We start from the raw sequence: 20193 nt of genomic DNA, 5'->3' as shown, positions 1-20193 counted from the left end.
TTTGTAAAACATATATAATAGAACAAAGAGGTGAAAAACATGTCAATCGAATCGCTATGGAGCAGTCGCTTCCAACAACATATTCAAAATATCATTACATACTTTGCACGTATGATTAACGGTTTACTATATAGCTTTATCTTTATTTCATGCGTTGGTGCATATTATTATGCTCAGTTTCTAAAAGCATCTCCTTCTAAAGGAATATCTTTAATAATTATAACGATTGTACTTACATTCATTATAACGAGATGCCCTATCCGTACATTTATTCAAAAACCTGATGCTGTCTATTTACTAGCACTAGAAGAGAAATTAACATCTTATTTCAAAAAATCTCTTCTATACAATTACATCATTCAGCTTTTCCCATTGTTATTTACGTTCCTTATTCTCGTTCCACTTGCTATGCAATCATTACAATTAACGGTACCTTTTTTATGTACAATCTTTATCGTGTTAATGATTACGAAAGCCTGGAACATGTACATACATTGGATGTGGCGTGATAGTCACGAAAAAAATATATGGCTAATCATTCGTATTACTTGTAACGCCCTAATCATTTACATGCTGTTTTATTCCGCAAATGTTCTCATATTGGGCGGACTACTCTTACTACTTGCTTTCCTACTTCTATATACGAAAAAACAGCCTACAAAACGAATACCGTGGGATTACATAATCGAGCAAGAAGAAAAAATGAACGTTCGTTTTTATCAATTTGCTAGCATTTTCACAGATGTTCCGCAACTGAATAAACAAGTAAATAAAAGAAAATGGCTTACAAATTGGATTGAACCTTTATTACATAAAAAACGAGCAACTTTCTTCTACTTACATACACTAGCATTTTTACGTGGAAATGATTATTTCGGTATATATATTCGCTTAGGATTGATCGGTGCTTTCGCCTTATATTTCATACCAAATATATACGTAAAAGGCGCTATCGCTTACATCGTTTTATATATGATCTCTATGCAGCTTCGTTCACTATGGAAATATTTTTCGGGAAATATTATTGTAGCATTATATCCAACCCATACTGAAGAAAGGATGAAGCAATTTCTTAGCTTAATCTTTATATTGCTAAGTATTCAACTCATTGTATTTTCAATTGTTATACTCATTGCTACAGGACAATTTTTACATAGTCTTATCATTATGATTATCGGATTAATCTGGATCAAATTTATTATTGTACCAAAAACGAAGCAAAGAATTTCCGCATTTTAACGAAAAGAATTATCTTAAAAGCCAAGGAGCAAATAAATTTTCTCCTTGGCTTTTTTATTTTTTAATGTTAAACCTATCGTTCATACTTAATTAAAAACTTTAGGTATGTTACTCCTGTTTTTCTTAAGCATAGAGTGCTATACAAACTCCCTTTCTTCCCCTTGATGTTTTAGGGTTTAATTATGATTTTTACATACAAAAATCATAATACATGTTTACATACTAATACAAAGGGTATCTATTAAATTAACAGAGTAAAGGAGGGGCCTATATTGTGAATAAAAAAACGGAACAATTGAAGCATCACGTTACTGACAATCAATGCAAACATGCTTTAACAACAAATCAAGGGGTAAAAATAGCTGAAGATGAATTTTCTTTAAAGATGGGCTTAAGAGGCCCAACCTTAATGGAGGATTTCCACTTTCGCGAGAAAATGACCCATTTTGATCACGAACGAATTCCCGAAAGGATTGTTCATGCACGCGGGGTTGGCGCTCATGGTTATTTTCAGCTTTATAAATCTTTAGAAACATATACGAAAGCAGATTTTCTTACTAATCCTTCAAAGAAAACACCTGTATTTGTACGGTTCTCAACCGTTCAAGGTTCTAAAGGATCCAACGACACAGTAAGAGATGTACGCGGATTCGCCACAAAATTTTATACAGATGAAGGAAACTATGATTTAGTGGGTAATAATATGCCAGTATTCTTTATCCAAGATGCTATTAAATTTCCTGATTTTGTCCATGCAGTTAAACCAGAACCACATAATGATATTCCTCAAGGAGCTAGCGCTCATGATACCTTTTGGGACTTTGTTGCGCATAATCCTGAGTCCACTCATATGGTCATGTGGCAAATGAGCGACCGAGCTATTCCGCGTAGTTTACGAATGATGGAAGGTTTTGGAGTTCACACATTTCGACTCATTAACGCAGCAGGAAAAGCCCATTTCGTAAAGTTTCACTGGAAACCTACCCTCGGGGTTCATTCATTAGTATGGGATGAAGCTCAAAGGATTGCTGGGAAAAATCCTGATTTTCATCGTCAAGATTTATATGAAGCAATTGAAAAAGGGGATTATCCTGAATGGGAGCTTGGATTACAATTAATTCCAGAAGAAGATGAACATAAATTTGATTTTGATATTTTAGATCCAACGAAATTATGGCCAGAAGAAGAAGTTCCCGTAAAATTAGTTGGTAAAATGACATTGAACAAAAATGTTGATAACTTCTTTGCTGAAACAGAGCAGGTAGCTTTTCACCCTGGTCATGTCGTACCAGGTATTGATTTTTCAAATGACCCTCTTCTGCAAGGAAGATTATTCTCCTATACAGATACACAATTATCTCGTTTAGGGGGCCCTAATTTCCATCAAATCCCTATTAATCAGCCCGTATGTCCTTTTCATAATAATCAACGTGATGGTATGCATCAAATGCAGATTCATCGCGGTCAAACAAGCTATCATCCTAATGGATTAAATAACAATCAACCTGCAACCGTCCAAGCCGAACAAGGAGGATATGAACATTATCAAGAAAAGATTGATGGGCATAAAATTAGAGGTCGCAGTAAAAGCTTTCTTAACTTTTATTCTCAGGCTAAACTTTTCTACAATAGTATGAGCCCTATTGAAAAGCAGCACATAAAAGAAGCTTTTTGCTTTGAAGTTGGGAAGTGTAAATCAGACATGGTGAAGGCAAATGTAATTGCTCTCCTAAACCACGTCGATCGTCAATTAGCACAAGAAGTCGCTAACATTATTGGAGCTCCTTTACCTAAGGAAAATCACGAAGTAAATTCAGATGCAAAATCACCTGCACTAAGTATGTCCAATACTATTTTTAAATCTGATTCCAAAAATGTTGCAATTCTATTAAATGGTGACCCAAGCGTCTCACTTCTGTCCGAATGGATTCAAGCTTTTGTACAACACCGAATTAACTATAGCATCATAGATAATAAAATTTATCAGTTCAATGATTCCATTAAAGTAACTGATACTTATACAACAACAGACTCCTCCCTTTTTGATGCAGTATTAGTGTTTAGTAGTGAGTCTGTCATTCAACCCCCTGTTTTAGAATTTGCAGAAACTACTTTTAAACATTTTAAACCGATAGCTCATGTCCTTAGTAATCCTCATGCTTTGGACCATAGTAAGATTAAACTGGATGGAGCAGGAGTTTATAACTTAACAAACACTTCAATTGAATCATTTATAGAAGGCATTGCCCAAGGAAGATTCTGGAACCGATAATATAAGGAGCGGATTAGAATGAGTAAAAAAATTGCTATTGTAATAACGGATTATTTCGAGGATACAGAATACACAGAGCCAGTAGAAGCTTTTAAACAAAAGGGATATGAATTAACAACTATTGAAATGGAAAAAGGGAAAACAGTACACGGTAAGCAAGGAAAAAGTGAAGTCGTGATTGATAAAAGTATTGATGATGTTTCCCCAGAGAACTTTGATGCCCTCTTCATACCGGGTGGATTTTCTCCAGATATACTTCGTGCAGATGAACGTTTTGTTCGCTTTAGTAAAGCATTTATGGATGCGGAAAAACCTGTTTTCGCTATTTGTCACGGACCTCAGCTACTCATCACTGCACAAACACTTGAAGGACGTGATGTCACTGGATATAAATCTATTGAAGTCGATTTGAAAAATGCCGGCGGGAACTTTCATGACAAAGAGGTTGTCGTATGTCAAAATCAGCTAGTAACAAGTAGACAGCCAGAGGACATCCCAGCGTTTATTGAAGAATCGTTGCGTATATTAGGATAACTACCCTCCTTTTATTTACATGAAAATAGTTAATCATTGGGGTTTTATTCATCCCCTACTGATTAATTAGCCCTCACCAACTGGCCGTTTACAGGCAATCCGACCACCACAAATAGCAAGATAAATAAAAAGAGGGGAATCCAAAAGTTCAGTTTTAATAATCTTTTGGATTCCCCCCTTTTCTCGCCCAAAAATTCCTTATCACTTTTCATAGGCAGTTCTCATATAGTGAAAATGACTATATAATTCCTATCCATAAGTTAAATAATGATTTCGCACATATATAAATACAAAAGATGGGAGCCTTATTTATGAATAACAATCCACCTTCAACGCCCCCAAATCCAACGGAAACGAATAATAATGAAGTGAGCTTACAAACGTTACGCGTTATTGGGCTAATTGTACTGATTAGTGGCTACATATTAGTAACGCTTTCTGAAGTAGGCACATTAAAAAATCTTTTGCTACAGCCTAGTACTACTCCAAATTTAGCTGAAGTTGATCCGTTCTAAAAATTATATAAAAAGCGAATCCCAGTATAACTGGTTCGCTTTTATATAGTTTCATCCAATTTGAGAAACATTTCTCTCATCCTCATACTTCTCTTTCCCTATCGCTTTCATAAATAGTAAAATACTGCTCATACCAACGATAAAGTACAGAGCACTCATGCCCCAAGATGCAATAAATGAACCTAGCATAACACCTAATGCCCCGTTCATTTTTGCCACTTGAAAGACCATTCCGTTAATCGCCATATAAGAACCTCTTGCCTCATTTGGCACCATATCTGCCATAATAGATTGACGCACTGGCACATACATCATCTCACCTACCGTTTGGAAAAGCCCTGCAATTAATAAAATCCATAAGCTATTGCTCGTTCCGAGTATTGTAAATCCAATTGTATAAATGAATAAACCTACATATAAGATTTTCAAATCGTTGAAGCTTTTCAGCATTTTAATAAGAAGTGCTGAACATAACACAACTAAAATTGTATTCTCTGCAGAAATCCAGCTCAGCATGCGAATCCCTGTTAAATCAAACGTAACACCATTCCCGAATAAAAAGTGCACCGTTTCAAATTCCTTCTGCAAGCGAACACCTAAATAATTATTAATTTGAAACTCTAAAGACAATGTACATATACTCGCTGCACAAAAAATTAAAAATGCTTTATCTTTCATCACGACTTTATAACTATCTGCCATATTTTTTAATACATTTTTCTTCTCCACCGTTTTTCGTGCTACATACACTTCTTCCATATACACAGCCATCACATATAAAGTAATAATTGCAACAAGCGTTAATACGATAAACAATTGCAATCTATAGTTTTCAAATAGTAACCCACCAAATATTGCTCCAATCGCAATGGATAAATTAATAGCCCAGTAATTAATGCTGTACATTACTTTTCGATTTTCAGGTGTACTCACATCAATTAACATCGCCTCTGTCGCAGGATTCATAAGTCCAGATCCTAAACTATTCACTAGCATAAAGATAAATGTTAACCACGGTGAATCTACATAATCCGAATTCGCAACTCCCATACAAGCAATAGAAATGACTTGTATACTTTGACCGATAATCATAACCTTTTTACGCCCAAGCCGGTCTCCAACATATCCACCGTATAAACCAATTACTAATGAAGCTATGACATTAATGAGTAGTAACGCACCAGCAACCGCACTACCTAACTTTATTGAAAAATAAATCGCCATAAATGGAAAAATCATCGTGGACACAGTACGTGTTAAAAACGAAGTTATAATTCTAATTTTTATATTTCGATGCATACTCCAAAATCCCATTGTTTCCCCCTCCTTATGCTTACTTATTTTACTTTGAAAAAAAGGAAGAAAAAGGTTAGAATATTCTAAAGAGTTTCCCCTTTTATAGATAGAAGGAAGTGTATATATGAAAATTATGGACTATTACATTAGACTAAGACTACATGCACAAGATCAACAACATATGCGAAATAGCTTACAAGAATTAGCTGATGTTTTATATTGCAGTACGAAAAACGTAAAGATTTTATTAAAGAAAATGAGCGAGGAACAATTAATTCGCTGGACTCCAGGACGAGGCCGCGGAAATAAAACGGAAATTCTATTTATACATAATTTCGTAGAAGCGATTGAGTCCTATACAGATGACCTGTTAGCGCAAGAAAAATTAAAAGATATCTTTCTTCTTTTAAAAGAACCCCTCCCCCTCGCACTTCAAAAAAAGATAGAAAATAAACTACATCATCATTTTGGATACGAACCTTCAAATGATATGTACGACGTATTAAAGATTCCTATATCGAGAAAGATATTCCCATTAGATCCGGCTTTTGTGGCTGTAACTACAGAGAGCCATCTTACGAGTCAAATTTTTGATACGTTAGTCGTCTATAACGATGTTACTGAAAAAATGGAACCACACATTGCGCATACGTGGGAATTAAGTGAAGACGGGCTTACGTGGACTTTTTATTTACGAAAGGATGTATATTTTCATAACGAAACAGTTTTAACTTCTAAAGATGTACAATTTTCATTTGAAAGACTAAAAGAGGTTCACTCTCCTTTCGAATGGTTAACAGAAGAAATTGTTCAAATTGAAACGCCATCACCACTGCAAATTCGATTTCATTTAGCAAAACCAAATTTATTTTTCTTACACTATGTAAGTTCCATGCAGCTCGCAATTTTACCGCGTGATACGAGTATTCAAAATCATCATTATATAGGTACTGGACCTTTCAAACTTGCTCATTACTCTGAAGATAATATCGTACTCGAAGCGTTCACTCATTATTTTAAAGAGCGCGCATTATTAGACCGTATTGAATTTTGGGGTATTCCTGACCATGTGCAAATAGATGCTGATTATGAACTACCAAACGAAGAGGAAAATGAAAGGCATGATATACAAATAGAAGAAATAGGTTGTATTTATGCTAGCTTCAACTTTACAAAACCTGGTCCTCATCACGATATTTACTTTCGAAAGGCTTGGAGAGAACTATATGATGTTGAAACGATACTTCGTAGCATAGAGGGTAGACGAACAATTGCTGCATCAAGCTTCTTCCCTGATAGAAGCCGCCTTGCAACAAGAAGATCCTACTCTTTAGAAAAAGCAAAAGAGTATTTGAAAAAGAGTACATATAATGGAGAAACGATACATATTTACTTCTTCGCATTTAAAGATAGTGCAAATGATGCATATTTCTTAAAAGAACGATGTGAAAGTTTAGGTATACAAGTAGAGCTTCACCCATTTCCCGTTTCAGATTATATGGATCGCTCTATTGATAAACATGCTGATATTATTTTCATGGGAGAAGTCTTTGCTGCCAATCATGAAATTGCATTCTTAAATGTATTTAAAAATAAAAGTTGCTTCGTAAATCGGTTCATGGACCCGCACTACGAAAAACAAATTAACTGTTTACTAGATACATTTTTACTAGAAGAAAATAAAGAAAAGCGTTATGAACTCATGTATGAGATTGAAGAGTTTTTACAAGCAGAACACATCATTTTATTTAACTATCACGTTTTAAAAAGAAAAACATATCCTCCTTCTTTAAAAAACGTAACAATTGATTCATTTGGTTGGGCAAATTTTGCGAAGTTATGGATACAGCCATCCACGCATTAAAGTGTGAGTTTTTATAAAAGGAGAAGGTACTACATCCTTAGTAGTACCTTCTTCACATACAAATATAAACTATTATTTAATTACTCTATCTAAGTGATCTTTCAAGTTCAATAAATATTGTTCTATATCCGGATTCTTCACCACATCATAACAAGCAAAACTCTTTAACGGACTCATACCGAGAAACTTTTGCACGCGGTGTAAATGACTAAGCGCTGATTCTAAACTTTCTCCTTCAAAGAACTTCGTCTTATCTCCAAATGCTTTTTCAGGTGCATTCCAAGTTGTAGAGAACATATACTCTTTCTCTTTTAATAAACCACCTGTTCCATATTCATCTGCACCTTTAAAGAACAAACCGTATTCATATACTTCATCCATATACGTTTTAAATAAGCCCGGTACACTAAACCAATAAATCGGTGTTTGATAAATAACAACATCGGCCCATAAAAACTTATCTTGTTCTTCTTTAATATTGTAACCATCTTGAATCGTTGTTGTTTTCACATGATGATTCTCGCCTAATACAGTAACCATATAATCTACTAACGTTCTATTTAATCGTCCTTCCTTTGTACCGTATTTTTCATGTCCATTTATAATAAATATATTTTTCATCGTTTTTCTCTCCCCTATATGATCTACTCTTCGGCTATTAAGCCGAGTTGCTGCTGTAGTGTAAGATTATCTTCTAAATGCCAATCTTCCGTTATCTTTCCGTCTTTCACATGTAAAATATCAATTGCAAAAAAATTAATTTTCTTACCATTATGCATTCCTGTAAAAAAAAGACGGGCTGTTACTTTATCACCAACAACTAATAAGTCTTCAATCTCACAATGTATATCAGGCACAACTTTACGAAAATTTTGCGCTGCAAACTTTAATCCTTCAATGCCTTGTGGTCGCCCTTTCGGCAATGTATTATCGAAAAAATTTTCAGTAACAGTCTGCGGAATAAGTTCCTCCTTACCTGTATCCCAAAATGCATAAAAACGCTGCGCCGCATGAACCATTTCTGTCGCTTCTTTTTTACTTAGTGAGGGATCAATTGTCATTGCTTTTGGCCTTGGCATTTCTTTTAATAACTGAACTTCACCTTTTTGTTCCGCGCCGCATGCTACAAGCACAATACAAATAACAAACAAACTAAGAAATCCAAGTAACTTTTTTATCCCCATGGAAATCACCACCTCCTTATATAAATCCTTTTTGTTCCGTATTGCTATTGTATATGCACTAACTTCCTTTATGGAAGTAGTGATATTTTTTTCATATAGTTACCAAAAGTATAGTTTTGTGATACTATAAAGCAAATTCATCAAAAAAATTTTATGGAGGCTAGTTCCATGAACAATATAGATCCAGTTGAATTAACGAAAGGTTTACCTGGCATACCTTGTCCTATCGCTAAAACGCTTGATGTAATTAGTACAAAATGGACGTTTTTAATCATTCGTGATCTTCTTATCGAAGGAACATTACGCTTTAGTGATTTACAAAAATCAATGAATGGGATTAGTCCAAAAACATTATCGCTTCGACTAAAAGAATTAGAGTCTCAAGGCATTATAACGAGAAAAGTATATCCAGAAGTTCCGCCTCGTGTAGAGTACACATTAACGGATAAAGGAAAGCAATTAGAGGGGATTTTTATTGAATTAAAACGGTTTGGGTTAAGTTTATAAAACAAAAACCCCTTACAGTCGTAAGGGGCTTCATTACTTCGCAAAACTTTCAGCCAACTGTTTCTCTCTCCACATAAATGTAATAGCGAGACCAACTATTAAAACAACTCCTGAAAATGCATATGGGTAATGAATGTTCATATCAAATAATATTCCGCCCATCGCTGGTCCTGCGATATTTCCTAAACTCGTATAAGTCGAGTTCATCCCAGCAACGAATCCTTGCTCTTTTCCAGCTGCTTTTGATAAAAACGTCGTTAAAGCTGGACGAAGTAAATCAAATGCTAAGAAAATGAAGCAAGTAACGAGAAGTACAATCCAATAATTAAAGACTACAGTTGAGACGAATGCTAATACTGCACCTACAATTAAACATATTTGGATTAATACTTTCTCACCGAACATGTCTACCAATTTGCCAAACATAAATACTTGCACAACTACCCCAAAGATTGAACTGATTGTAATAATTGCTGCAATATCTTTCGGCGAGAAACCAAATTTATGATCTGAGAATAAGCTAAACACAGTTTCATACGCCGATAATCCGAATGCGAGTACAAATACGATAATAAATGCAATTGCATACATTGGATGTAATGATTTCTTTAAATCACCAATAAAACTTGATTCTTTCGTATTAGAAGAAATCTCTGCAAGTTCTTCTTTCGTTAACGGTTCTTTTAAAATAAAGATTGAAATCACACATGCTATAAAAGCAATTGCTGCTGCAACGAAAAATGGCACACGTATACCGTATTCTGCAATAAATCCGCCGATTCCAGGCCCTATAATGAATCCAGTACTAATAGCCGCAGATAAGTATCCCATCGCCTTTGGACGTTCCTGAATAGATGTAATATCCGCAACATATGCCGTAACACCAGGCATAATAAAAGCAGCACTAATTCCGCCTAATACCCTTGCTACATAAAGCATCCATACATCTTTTCCTAATCCAAAAAGAAGCTCTGAAACACCAAAAATAAATAATCCAATGATTATCATTTTCTTTCTACCGTAAAGATCAACCCACCGGCCTGTAATAGGTGAAGTAATGAGCTGTGCCATTGCAAACACTGCAACGAGATATCCCATCGTCTTCCCTGTTAAATGCATATCATTCATAAAGGACGGCATAACCGGAATGATTAATCCAATCCCTAAAAAAGCGATAAATATATTACTCAAAAGAATGACCAATACCATCTTTTGTTCTTTTATCGGTTTCTTCACTTTCTAACACCTCTTCCCGTAAGTTCCTCTCAAAAAATAATGCCCAAGAAGCTTTTTCTTTATCCTGCTCTTTACGGGCTAGTAATGAGTGAGGATGCCTCCACTCATTAGAATTTCACTCTATCCTTCCACACATACATAAGCATTAGGTGAATGACTATCATTCAGTTTTCCTCAAAAATGAACCTACCTTTTCAGACAGGTTCATCTTACTACTTCTTTATATGTAGTGCATGTGTTAAAAAATCTAGTACTTCTGCCTTTTGCAAATCCACTTGCTCATCATCTTTATGATCATATAAATAAACTTGTTCCGCTGCTGATTCAACTAGAGCGATAAATAACTTCGCTGTTCGCTCTGCGTGAACCGAATCACGAATTTCACCAGCTTCTTTCGCCTCACTTAAAAATTCGCTTAACCACATATAAAGAGGCTCATACACAGCTTCCCACTCTTTTATATGTTCTGTAGATGCAAGACCTGCATACATTAAAGCTTGTATTTCACGATATTCCTCTATAAATTGAAACACCGCATCGATTACTTGTGCCACTTTATTTGAAAAAGGTACATCTTTTTGTACTTTCTCTTTCACTGCAAGTATCATCTTTTCAACCATCACTTCTGCTATTGCAGGCATAACAGATAGCTTAGAAGGAAAATATAAATAGAAAGTTCCTTGCGCAATGCCAGCTAATTTCACGATATCAGAAATCTTCGTTTTTTCGACGCCCTTTTCCTGAAACACTTCAATAGCTGCATAGACAATTTTCTCTTTTTTATTCATCATCTAAACCCTTTCACACGCATATTGAATGACTGTCACTCATTTTATAAGATAATTGATTGTACTGTCAATGATAGTGAACTCTAAGAGGAAATCATTTTTTTTATAATAAAATCTCCTAATAAACAATTAGGAGATAGAAATACAATATATCTTTAAGAAAGTGCCTTTAATCCTGTCACTCCACATACAATAAGAAACACACTAATAATACGCGCTTTACTTTTCGACTCCCCAAACAAGAACATGTTTAATAAAACGGCACCTGCTGTTCCAATACCGATCCAAACCGCATACGCGACACTGACTTGTAAAAATAAGAAAGATGTATACAAGAATGCGAAGGATGTAGCAAACCCGCCTATATAAATCGCACCATTGGCTAATGTTTTATCTTTACTATACATTTTAAGTCCTATCACACCGACTATTTCACTAATTGCAGCACAAAATACGAAAAACCAACCCATCTTTAAGCAGCTCCTTCCACAGTTTCTTCTTTATTATCAGCTAGCTTTAAACCGATAACGCCAGCTACAACCATCACGATAAAGAATAACTTCCCTACACTGAAACTTCCGCCGAAAAGAAATACATCCATCAAGAAAGTACCTACCGTACCAGCTCCGGCGAAAACAGCATATACAGTCCCGGTTGCAAGATGTTCACACGCTTTAGAAAGGAAGTGAAAATCAACAGCGATAACTCCTAAAATAATAATCCAATGCCACCAAGTATTAGCCGTATTAAAACCAAACACCCAAAAAATTTCAAAGATACATGTTAATATGACATATAACCAAGCTCTATTTTTCATACCTCTCACCTCTTATGACTGACTATCAGTCATTTTTGTTTTAAAAAAAATATGCTCTTTCATCACTACTATATATAAACAACTATCATCCTCATTTACCATTTATATTTGTTCCGTTTTCAAACTAACTACATCCTGCCACAGAAAATGACTGAATGTCATTCATACACATTGTATATGAATAAATCATACTGTGTCAAGAATCGATTTTCATAATAAATATGCGCAGAAATATAGAATAAGGGAATACGATACGAATCGATATACAAGCATCCCTTTATTATTCATGTGGATTATTTATTTGTATGTACTTTTAAAACATACGATTACTTTTAGTAAACCATATCCAATTCCTCCTCCTATCGTATTTAATAACACATCATCAACATTAGGTATTCCCACCCCAAAAAGATATTGTAAAAATTCGATTGTTGTTGACGTTAATATGATTAAGAATATTACTACATAAGAATTGAATAGATTTCGAAACCATAACGGCAGAAAAAATCCTAGTGGTAATAAAAGTAATATATTACCTAAAATAATAGTTCCGATTCCATATATATTTAATATGTGAATTATAGAATCAAAAGGAATTAATTGTGGTGTAGAAAATTTAAAAATAGATTTATTCTCAAGCACTCTTTCATAAATAGACCACGGTATCGCCTCGATTCTTGTAATTATTAATACTCCCATTGTATAAATAAAAGATACACTTACTAGCAATAATCGTAAGATCAAAAACTTTAAAGAGAGGTCGTTTTTTTTGTATTTCCATATAAGTATTATCGCTATTATTAAAAATATTGTTCCAATAATAGGTGAAACATACGGGGGACTAAATTGAATCATCTCGGAAAAAGTTCTTGTAAAATATGTCGCCATTTTAACGTAACTCCTTAAATAATATATAAAGTAAAACTTAATCAGTAGGAATTTTGTTCATTATACACTGATTATTAATTGAACCAATCGGACATTAACGGACAGCACGACTGCCCACTAACTTCTTTGCTTCAGCCTAATTTTGAGTTAGAAATCTCCCTACTAGTTATTGTGGAATGAAATAATAATTAGTTTTTTCAACTCTTATTTATTTTCAAATTTATTCTTGAATGCATCTTTTATTTTTTATCCCCTGTTCTATTGTTAAATCACCATCTATCATTGTTAGTTTATTTATAAGTAATATCAGGATAAGAATAACCTAGTCTGCTTACATATTCTTTGTTATTATCCATAATAGATTTACTTCATAATTCACATTATATTATAAATATAATGTGATATATAACTATGTTTATTTTATTTATAAACTTTATTGTTAAAGCTATTATTTTTCAGTAAAAAAATAGCTAATTATCAACGATAAGCAGATAAATTAAACATAAAATGAAGATTCAATCAGTCTGTAAATAGTCGAATAAACTGTCCTACCAGACAATTTATTTCTGATTCCACATGTAGTTAGAAAAAATTCTATCGTCCACTGTATATTTCTCAATAATCTGTCAATACTGCTAGTAACATAATATTTTCTCCACTCCCCCTTGGAGAGATCCCTTGAATGGAGCAGTTAGCTTTTGCTAGCTGCTCTTCTTTATTTACCAACACACTATGAGATCAAATCCATGTTTATCCTATAACTAAGGAGCGAATTTTGTTTTCTATTTATTTTTCCAATGAGCTTTTGTAAGCACGAATTTTATTCTCGAGCATCTTCTCTGTAACTTCTAAGTTTTCTCTTTGAATCTGAATAGATTTCCTATGATCTTCTAGGAGCTGTAAACGAGCTTCTGTTGTATGCTCCCCTTCTGTATATAATCTAGCGTATTCTCTTATTTTCGCTATTGGCATTTGCGTTTGTTTTAATTTCATTACAAACTGCAACCACTTTATATGTGACTCTTCGTAAAGTCGATTTCCATTTGTATCTCGATTTGCAATTAATATATTTTCCTTTTCATAATAACGTAGTGTATGTGTGCTCACGCCTAATAATTTTGCTACCTCGCTAATTGTGTACATACTAAAACTCCCTCCACATGCTTACCCTCATATATTTTATGACCTTATCAAATTTATAAAAAACATTTGACTTAGAGTATACTCTAACAAATACAATCTAACCATAATAAATTCATTTGAACTTAGGGGGATTTTATATGAAATACACTGTTATTACTGGCGCAAGTTCCGGAATTGGTTATGAAGCAGCTTTAGCATTTGCATCTCGCGGAAAAAATTTAGTACTTGTAGCTCGAAGACAAGAAGAATTAAACGAATTAAAATTGAAAATTAACGAAATGCATCCAGAATTGGATGTTGTCATTCGAAGAACTGATTTATCTGTTACTGAAGATGTTTATAAACTTTATGAAAGCCTACAATCTTTTCAAATTGAAACGTGGATTAACAACGCAGGTTTTGGTAATTTCGCCTCAATTGCTGAACAAAATTTAAATAAAATCGAGACGATGTTGCATGTCAATATAGAAGCACTAACAATACTCTCTTCTCTTTTCGTTCGAGATTATTCAAAGGTTGACGGAACACAGCTTATTAACGTTTCATCGGGCGGCGGATACACGATTGTTGCTGATGCTGTTACGTATTGCGCTACGAAATTCTATGTAAGTGCATTTACAGAAGGGCTGTCTCACGAACTGAAAGAACAAGGCGCAAAACTGCAAGCAAAAGTTTTAGCTCCTGCTGCAACTGAAACAGAATTTGCGAAGCGTTCATTTGATATTGATGAATTCCAATACGATAATGTTGTACCAAAATTCCACACTGCAAAACAAATGGCACAATTTATGCTCGATCTTTATGATAGCGATAAAGTTGTAGGGCTTGTCGATGGTTCTACTTATAACTATGAACTTAAAAACCCCATTTTTAAGTTTGCAGTAAGAAAAACGAATTCAAGTTCTTAATTTCCCCTAAAACATAGATGCCCACTATTACGTAAATAATAGTGGGACTTTTTCTGTCTGAAAAATTCACCCAACATACCGAATCATCGCCACCTCATCACAATAATCAACCTTTGGACAATGCCTACAATCAATCCATACTTTCTCTGGCAATGCATCTCTATTCACAAAATCAAACCCGCACTTTTGAAAAAATTCCGTTTCATATGTTAAAGAAATAACTCTACTCACTTTTATTTTCGCAGCTTCATTCATGACATGATTCACTAACATACGTCCAATCCCTTTTCCTGCATATGTATGCGAAACGACTAACGACCGGACTTCTGCTAGGTCCTCCCCTAATACATGTAAACCAGCAACTCCAACAATTCTCTCGTCTTCTTTCATAACATATAAACATTGCAAATATTGATAAAGAGATAAAAGAGAACGCGGTAAAACAACTCCCTCTTTTGCATAAACCTCAATAAGACTATAAATTTCTTTCACATCACTCGTCACCGCATTACAGATTTTCATATTACATCCCCTTGCCCCTCAATATTAATATTTATAACTTAAAATGAATTTTAATTCATAATTTTATATAATAATACCTCTCTCTTTTCTCCTCGTCAATCAATTTATACAAACCAAAAACCAAGCAATCTAATCGATGCTCGGTTCCTCATCTCGTATCGGCAATACTGTTGAATATTTAATTTCACGAAGTGCCAAACTCGTCTGTATACGTGTAATACCAAGCTTATTCAGCTTTCTAATAAACTGCTCTAGTTCTTTACGATCACGATTTGCAACCTTTAATAAATAATCGTACTCCCCTGTTAAACAGTGACATTCTAACACTTCCGGCATCGATTCTAATTCTTTCTCCAACACTTCCAACTTGTCAAATTGATGAATATTCGTACTCATAAAAATAAAGCATAATAAATCAAACCCAAGCTTTTCTTGATTTAAAATCGCAACTTGCTTATCGATGAACCCTTCCCCATCTAACCTTTTTATTCTTGCATGCATCGCAGCCGGTGATAAATTAACGCGACGTGCCAGCTCTGCATTACTTACTTGTGACTCCTTCTGCAATATATCTAAAATTTGTACATCCAAATCATCCAACACTTTAATAACAGACGACTCCATTACAATTCCCCCTTTTTTCTTACCGATGATTATTCGAAAAAACACCTTATAATTTATCCAAAACTGAATATCATTCTGTAAATATCATTCACAGATAAATATTTTATCGAGTTTTTACCATTATACAAAAGAATATATTACACAATAAAGAAAAATGCTAAAATTATTTACAATTCGTATTAATTATAAAAAAGGGGATTTTAGCATGCCTTATTTTTACGTCTTTTTACTATTACTAACGAGCTTATTATGGGGAGGAAATTTTGTCGTTGGAAAATCACTCGTCGATCATGCATCGCCGATGACACTGACAAATTTAAGATGGATGATTGCGATTGTTTGTTTATTACCGATGGTATGGTTTAAAGAAAAGAAAATCCTTCCACCACGTACCGCAATACTTCCTTTAATATTGATGGGAATTTCAGGGGTCGCTCTTTTTAACATCTTTCAATTTTTAGCATTAGAAAAAACATCCGCTACGAATGTAGGTCTTATCTCTACATTGAATGCAATTTCAATCGCATTATTTTCAGTATTATTTCTAAAAGAAAAAGTAAATACACTTCAAATCCTATCCATGATTCTTTCATTCTTCGGGGTTATCCTCGTCCTATTAAAAGGTGATTTCTCGCTTTTATTTTCACTACATTTTAATAGCGGTGATTTATGGATGATTGCAGCAGTTTGTATTTGGGGAATCTATTCTGTTTGTAGTAAATGGGCAACAAAAACAACTACACCACTTATGGCAACGTTGTACTCTGGTATTTTCGGCGTTATTTTATTACTACCGTTTAACATAGGTAGCTTCACTGTTTCAAATATAAATACTTCTTTCATCACATCACTTTTATATACTGGGCTTATTTCGACAGTTCTTTGTATGGTATTTTGGAATATTGGCGTACAAAAATTAGGCGCAACTACATCAGGTATTTTTCTAAACTTCAATCCAATTTTCACAGCCATTTTAGCATTCATATTTCTCGGAGAAGAATTAACGTGGATACAAATTTTAGGGACAATTGTCGTTGTAACAGGATGTTATTTATTTTCTCATTTTAAAACTGTTGCCGTTCAGCCTGTTAGACCTTTAATGCGAAAACATTCTTAATGAAAAAACATCGTCATCTGGGTTGGCGATGTTTTTATTTTCTCTTCATTTCTTTTATATACTGCTTTTCCTCTTCTGGCGATAAACGTTCCGTCGCCTTACCAGTATCTCCACCTTGAAGGCTCCATAAAAAGTTATGATCCTCAACAGTTTGAGAAAAATCTCCTTTTTCCCATCTATTTATAATAGAAAATAACTTCATTTTATATTGAAAACCTGTACTATTTTCAATATCCCTTTTTACATTAGAAATTTCCTTTTTTGTCATTTCTACAAATCCCCATTTTTCAGAGGATTTTACCTTTTGGTGCACCATTTTATGCATAGTAGAAATAATTTCACCTTCACTAATTTGCGGGGCTTCTTCTGCAGCTTTTTTCTCTTTTTCGTTTGCCGCTCGCTCGATTTGAATATTTGTATTTTCTTTTTCCACATATGCAAGCAATTTCTTTCCGCCAACTATAGAAGAGATGATTACCATAATGGTAATACATATACCTACAATCCATTTAAAAAACATTAGCTCTTCATCGCTTCCCTAACAATATGACTATCTACATATTGCTTAAACTTCACGATTTTTCCATTTTCAAGCTGCCATACATGAACAAATTCTGCTTCAAATGATTTTCCTGTTTCTTTATAAACTCCAGAATACATACCTTCAGCAATAATTACATCTTTTCCGTTTACTTCATGATATGTATTTACACTTGCTTTATAATCATCCCAGTCTGATCCTAAACGGCTAAATACATTTTCCATTATAGCTTCTACGCCTTTATATGTTCCGCCGTACGGGAAACCTTCTGCCTCTGTCCATTCCACTTTTTCAGAGAAGGCTTCTGCTAAATGCTTTGCATTCGAAGACGCTGATCCTTCATACGTGCTTTGAATAATTTCTAAATTTGATTTAGGCATATTACTTCCTCCCGTTTATTTATTTTTACACAAGACGTAACTGACATAGTTACATCTTGTGTAAAAAAATATTTAAATTGTTTTACTCTTAATCTATTTGTTGTAATCGTTATAGTTACAATACTTCTTCAAGTCAACAATTATAAATAAAATTTACTTCGTTTTCATTACTTTCTCTTTTAAGAAACGATCTACATATCCTTCTGCTTTTACTACGAATAAATACGCACCCATTGATAATAATGCAAGATCTAATTCATATCCTGGATTCTTTCCATCTCCTAATAAACCTGCTGCTCCATTTACCTTTACGATAGCTCCAGCTAAAATAAGAGCGAATAACAATCCTACATATCGTACACCTAAACCGATAATTAATAATATACCACCAACTAATTCAACTGTTGCTACGCCGTATGTAAGACCACCTGGTAAACCGATGCTTGTAAACCATCCTGCTACATTATCGATACCTGATTGAAACTTTGCTAAACCGTGTGCAAAGAACGTAACTCCTAACACGATACGAATAATTAAATTCCCAATATATTGATTCATTTTGAACTCTCCTTTTTGTTTTGTTATGGTGAACTTTTATTTACAAGTCAAAACAATACGGTATTTTATTTCATTCGTCAAATACTTTTTTAAAGAAAACAAAAAACATTATCCGTTTTACGGATAATGTTTTCTTACAAAATAGCGCTAATTCAAGCTTTTATTCTATCGCATAGAAAAAGTTGAAACATTTTTCCAGCGCCAATATAAGGCAGTAAAGAAACGTCCTCTTCCACAACCATTCCAACAACATTCACTTTCTCATCTACAGATAAATCATTTATAGCAACTTGCATCTCCCCTGCATATCTACCATACAATTCATTATCAATTGTAATACTGCCTTTCTTTCTTACAATTGTATGCATCGGCTGTAACACCACTCTATTTCCTTCCCTTGATTCTACAGATCGAATAACATCACGAGCTGGATCTAGTCTATTTGTATGCACTTGCTCTACCACTTTTAATACTTCTTTATCAGTTATAAATGATTTGTAACGCAATGGAATAATCCCTCTACTTGCACTAGCTACTTCTTGCATACTTTCCAAACTTGCGCTTATATCTCCAATCAATACTTTATCAACACCACAATCTTGAACAAGTTCTAAGTAAGCTTCAAGCGGGCGCATATTGCGATGTTTTTCTAACGTTGGTAGCCCTTCATATAACGGACCTCGTTTTTCCGCATCTCCTGGAATAAATGCCATCGTCTTTATTCCGCACTTCTGTAAATATTGATTTTGTTTTTGTAAGAAGGACTTTGCTAGTCCTGTCTCTGGACGTGGGTAAAAATTATGCCATGCTTCTACATTCTCTACTCTTATATGTTCTGCAAGTAATTCTTTCCAAAATGAATTTGTAATCGTACTCGCATTTAAAGCTACTTTCATCTTATGAGATACGCTTGCAATTTCTTTTGGCGCAATGCCGTAATCCATTCTTAAACCGGTAATGCCCCAGTCCAATAGCTCTTCCACATTTTCATATGTTAGCCCTAAATGGTGTAACGATTTTGGAGAAACATCAACCATTAGCTCCATTTCATGTGCAAGAGCTTGTTTCCCCAATATTTGAATTAACTCTTTATACGTATTTGGATCATCTTCTGGAATGTGCAGTGATGTAAAAATAGATGTAAACCCATTTTCCTTCGCTACTTTTAGCCACTCTTCTTGTTTCTCTACTCGTTCTTTTGAAAGATAAATGGAAACTCCGATCATATAAATCTCCCTTTCTATTAATAGAAAAAGAGAA

The 20193-nt window shown here is 34.2% G+C and carries 23 protein-coding genes; 8 read left to right on the top strand and 15 right to left on the bottom strand.

The features are described from left to right. Positions 1-39 precede the first annotated feature (39 nt). From V6946_RS04490 to V6946_RS04475, 4 genes are all read left to right on the top strand, one after another. Positions 40-1239, top strand: coding sequence for an ABC transporter permease (locus tag V6946_RS04490; protein WP_006917039.1), 1200 nt, complete (start codon positions 40-42; stop codon positions 1237-1239). A 274-nt stretch (positions 1240-1513) separates the two neighbouring features. Then, on the top strand, positions 1514-3511 hold the full coding sequence (locus V6946_RS04485) for a catalase (RefSeq protein ID WP_006917040.1): 1998 nt from the start codon (positions 1514-1516) through the stop codon (positions 3509-3511). Positions 3512-3529: 18 nt separating this feature from the next. Continuing rightward, entirely contained in the window at positions 3530-4045 is a 516-nt protein-coding gene (locus tag V6946_RS04480) for a type 1 glutamine amidotransferase domain-containing protein (RefSeq protein ID WP_006917041.1), read from the top strand. Positions 4046-4356: 311 nt separating this feature from the next. Then, on the top strand, positions 4357-4560 hold the full coding sequence (locus V6946_RS04475) for a hypothetical protein (protein ID WP_001063866.1): 204 nt from the start codon (positions 4357-4359) through the stop codon (positions 4558-4560). Between the two features lie 51 nt (positions 4561-4611). Here the strand turns inward: V6946_RS04475 and V6946_RS04470 are convergent, their stop codons facing one another. Next, a complete protein-coding gene (locus tag V6946_RS04470; protein WP_366981613.1) occupies positions 4612-5874 on the bottom strand; it encodes an MFS transporter in 1263 nt (420 codons plus the stop codon). 106 nt (positions 5875-5980) lie between these two features. Between V6946_RS04470 and V6946_RS04465 the strand changes: the two genes are divergently transcribed. Next, complete coding sequence (locus V6946_RS04465; RefSeq protein ID WP_006917043.1) at positions 5981-7720, top strand: SgrR family transcriptional regulator; 1740 nt, start codon at positions 5981-5983, stop codon at positions 7718-7720. 72 nt (positions 7721-7792) lie between these two features. Here V6946_RS04465 and V6946_RS04460 read toward each other — a convergent pair whose 3' ends face one another. Continuing rightward, entirely contained in the window at positions 7793-8341 is a 549-nt protein-coding gene (locus V6946_RS04460; protein WP_006917044.1) for an NAD(P)H-dependent oxidoreductase, read from the bottom strand. A gap of 23 nt (positions 8342-8364) precedes the next feature. After that, entirely contained in the window at positions 8365-8904 is a 540-nt protein-coding gene (locus V6946_RS04455) for an ester cyclase (RefSeq protein WP_000511570.1), read from the bottom strand. 168 nt (positions 8905-9072) lie between these two features. On the opposite strand from V6946_RS04455, the gene V6946_RS04450 reads away from it, so the two are divergent. Next, the gene (locus V6946_RS04450) at positions 9073-9411 is read left to right on the top strand and encodes a helix-turn-helix domain-containing protein (RefSeq protein ID WP_001059472.1); all 339 of its coding nucleotides are present in this window, start codon (positions 9073-9075) and stop codon (positions 9409-9411) included. A 33-nt stretch (positions 9412-9444) separates the two neighbouring features. Here V6946_RS04450 and V6946_RS04445 read toward each other — a convergent pair whose 3' ends face one another. The 6 genes from V6946_RS04445 to V6946_RS04420 all read right to left on the bottom strand — a co-directional run bounded on the left by V6946_RS04445 (position 9445) and on the right by V6946_RS04420 (position 14283). Continuing rightward, positions 9445-10647, bottom strand: a complete 1203-nt coding sequence (locus tag V6946_RS04445; protein WP_000742952.1) for a tetracycline resistance MFS efflux pump — start codon at positions 10645-10647, stop codon at positions 9445-9447. Between the two features lie 212 nt (positions 10648-10859). Beyond that, positions 10860-11438, bottom strand: a complete 579-nt coding sequence (locus V6946_RS04440) for a TetR family transcriptional regulator (protein ID WP_002023345.1) — start codon at positions 11436-11438, stop codon at positions 10860-10862. Between the two features lie 152 nt (positions 11439-11590). Continuing rightward, the gene (locus V6946_RS04435; protein ID WP_000539671.1) at positions 11591-11905 is read right to left on the bottom strand and encodes a multidrug efflux SMR transporter; all 315 of its coding nucleotides are present in this window, start codon (positions 11903-11905) and stop codon (positions 11591-11593) included. A 2-nt stretch (positions 11906-11907) separates the two neighbouring features. Next, a complete protein-coding gene (locus tag V6946_RS04430) occupies positions 11908-12252 on the bottom strand; it encodes a multidrug efflux SMR transporter (protein WP_000796022.1) in 345 nt (114 codons plus the stop codon). 297 nt (positions 12253-12549) lie between these two features. Further along, a complete protein-coding gene (locus V6946_RS04425) occupies positions 12550-13140 on the bottom strand; it encodes a VanZ family protein (RefSeq protein ID WP_016121950.1) in 591 nt (196 codons plus the stop codon). A gap of 786 nt (positions 13141-13926) precedes the next feature. Further along, positions 13927-14283: a MerR family transcriptional regulator gene (locus V6946_RS04420; protein ID WP_006921034.1), complete on the bottom strand. Its 357-nt coding sequence runs from the start codon at positions 14281-14283 to the stop codon at positions 13927-13929. A 137-nt stretch (positions 14284-14420) separates the two neighbouring features. Between V6946_RS04420 and V6946_RS04415 the strand changes: the two genes are divergently transcribed. After that, positions 14421-15191, top strand: a complete 771-nt coding sequence (locus V6946_RS04415; RefSeq protein ID WP_000878077.1) for an SDR family oxidoreductase — start codon at positions 14421-14423, stop codon at positions 15189-15191. A gap of 66 nt (positions 15192-15257) precedes the next feature. Here the strand turns inward: V6946_RS04415 and V6946_RS04410 are convergent, their stop codons facing one another. Next, positions 15258-15713, bottom strand: a complete 456-nt coding sequence (locus tag V6946_RS04410; RefSeq protein ID WP_000686669.1) for an N-acetyltransferase — start codon at positions 15711-15713, stop codon at positions 15258-15260. Between the two features lie 129 nt (positions 15714-15842). Continuing rightward, positions 15843-16337: an Lrp/AsnC family transcriptional regulator gene (locus tag V6946_RS04405; RefSeq protein ID WP_000446095.1), complete on the bottom strand. Its 495-nt coding sequence runs from the start codon at positions 16335-16337 to the stop codon at positions 15843-15845. A gap of 205 nt (positions 16338-16542) precedes the next feature. Between V6946_RS04405 and V6946_RS04400 the strand changes: the two genes are divergently transcribed. Further along, the gene (locus V6946_RS04400; protein WP_001146242.1) at positions 16543-17454 is read left to right on the top strand and encodes a DMT family transporter; all 912 of its coding nucleotides are present in this window, start codon (positions 16543-16545) and stop codon (positions 17452-17454) included. A 34-nt stretch (positions 17455-17488) separates the two neighbouring features. Here the strand turns inward: V6946_RS04400 and V6946_RS04395 are convergent, their stop codons facing one another. From V6946_RS04395 to V6946_RS04380, 4 genes are all read right to left on the bottom strand, one after another. Continuing rightward, on the bottom strand, positions 17489-17974 hold the full coding sequence (locus V6946_RS04395) for a PRK06770 family protein (RefSeq protein ID WP_366981615.1): 486 nt from the start codon (positions 17972-17974) through the stop codon (positions 17489-17491). Further along, positions 17974-18375, bottom strand: a complete 402-nt coding sequence (locus V6946_RS04390) for a nuclear transport factor 2 family protein (protein ID WP_001126697.1) — start codon at positions 18373-18375, stop codon at positions 17974-17976. The genes V6946_RS04395 and V6946_RS04390 overlap by 1 nt, the downstream gene beginning before the upstream one ends. A 153-nt stretch (positions 18376-18528) precedes the next feature. Then, positions 18529-18933, bottom strand: a complete 405-nt coding sequence (locus tag V6946_RS04385; RefSeq protein WP_366981616.1) for a DoxX family protein — start codon at positions 18931-18933, stop codon at positions 18529-18531. Between the two features lie 152 nt (positions 18934-19085). Beyond that, entirely contained in the window at positions 19086-20159 is a 1074-nt protein-coding gene (locus V6946_RS04380; RefSeq protein WP_000580634.1) for a DUF871 domain-containing protein, read from the bottom strand. Positions 20160-20193: the final 34 nt, after the last annotated feature.

The organism is Bacillus sp. PPSBB_2 (assembly GCF_045291115.1).
GTDB classification, from domain to species: Bacteria; Bacillota; Bacilli; order Bacillales; family Bacillaceae_G; genus Bacillus_A; species Bacillus_A cereus.
Note: the sequence above shows the minus strand (reverse complement) of the source record. Positions and strands in the feature narration are given on the sequence as shown.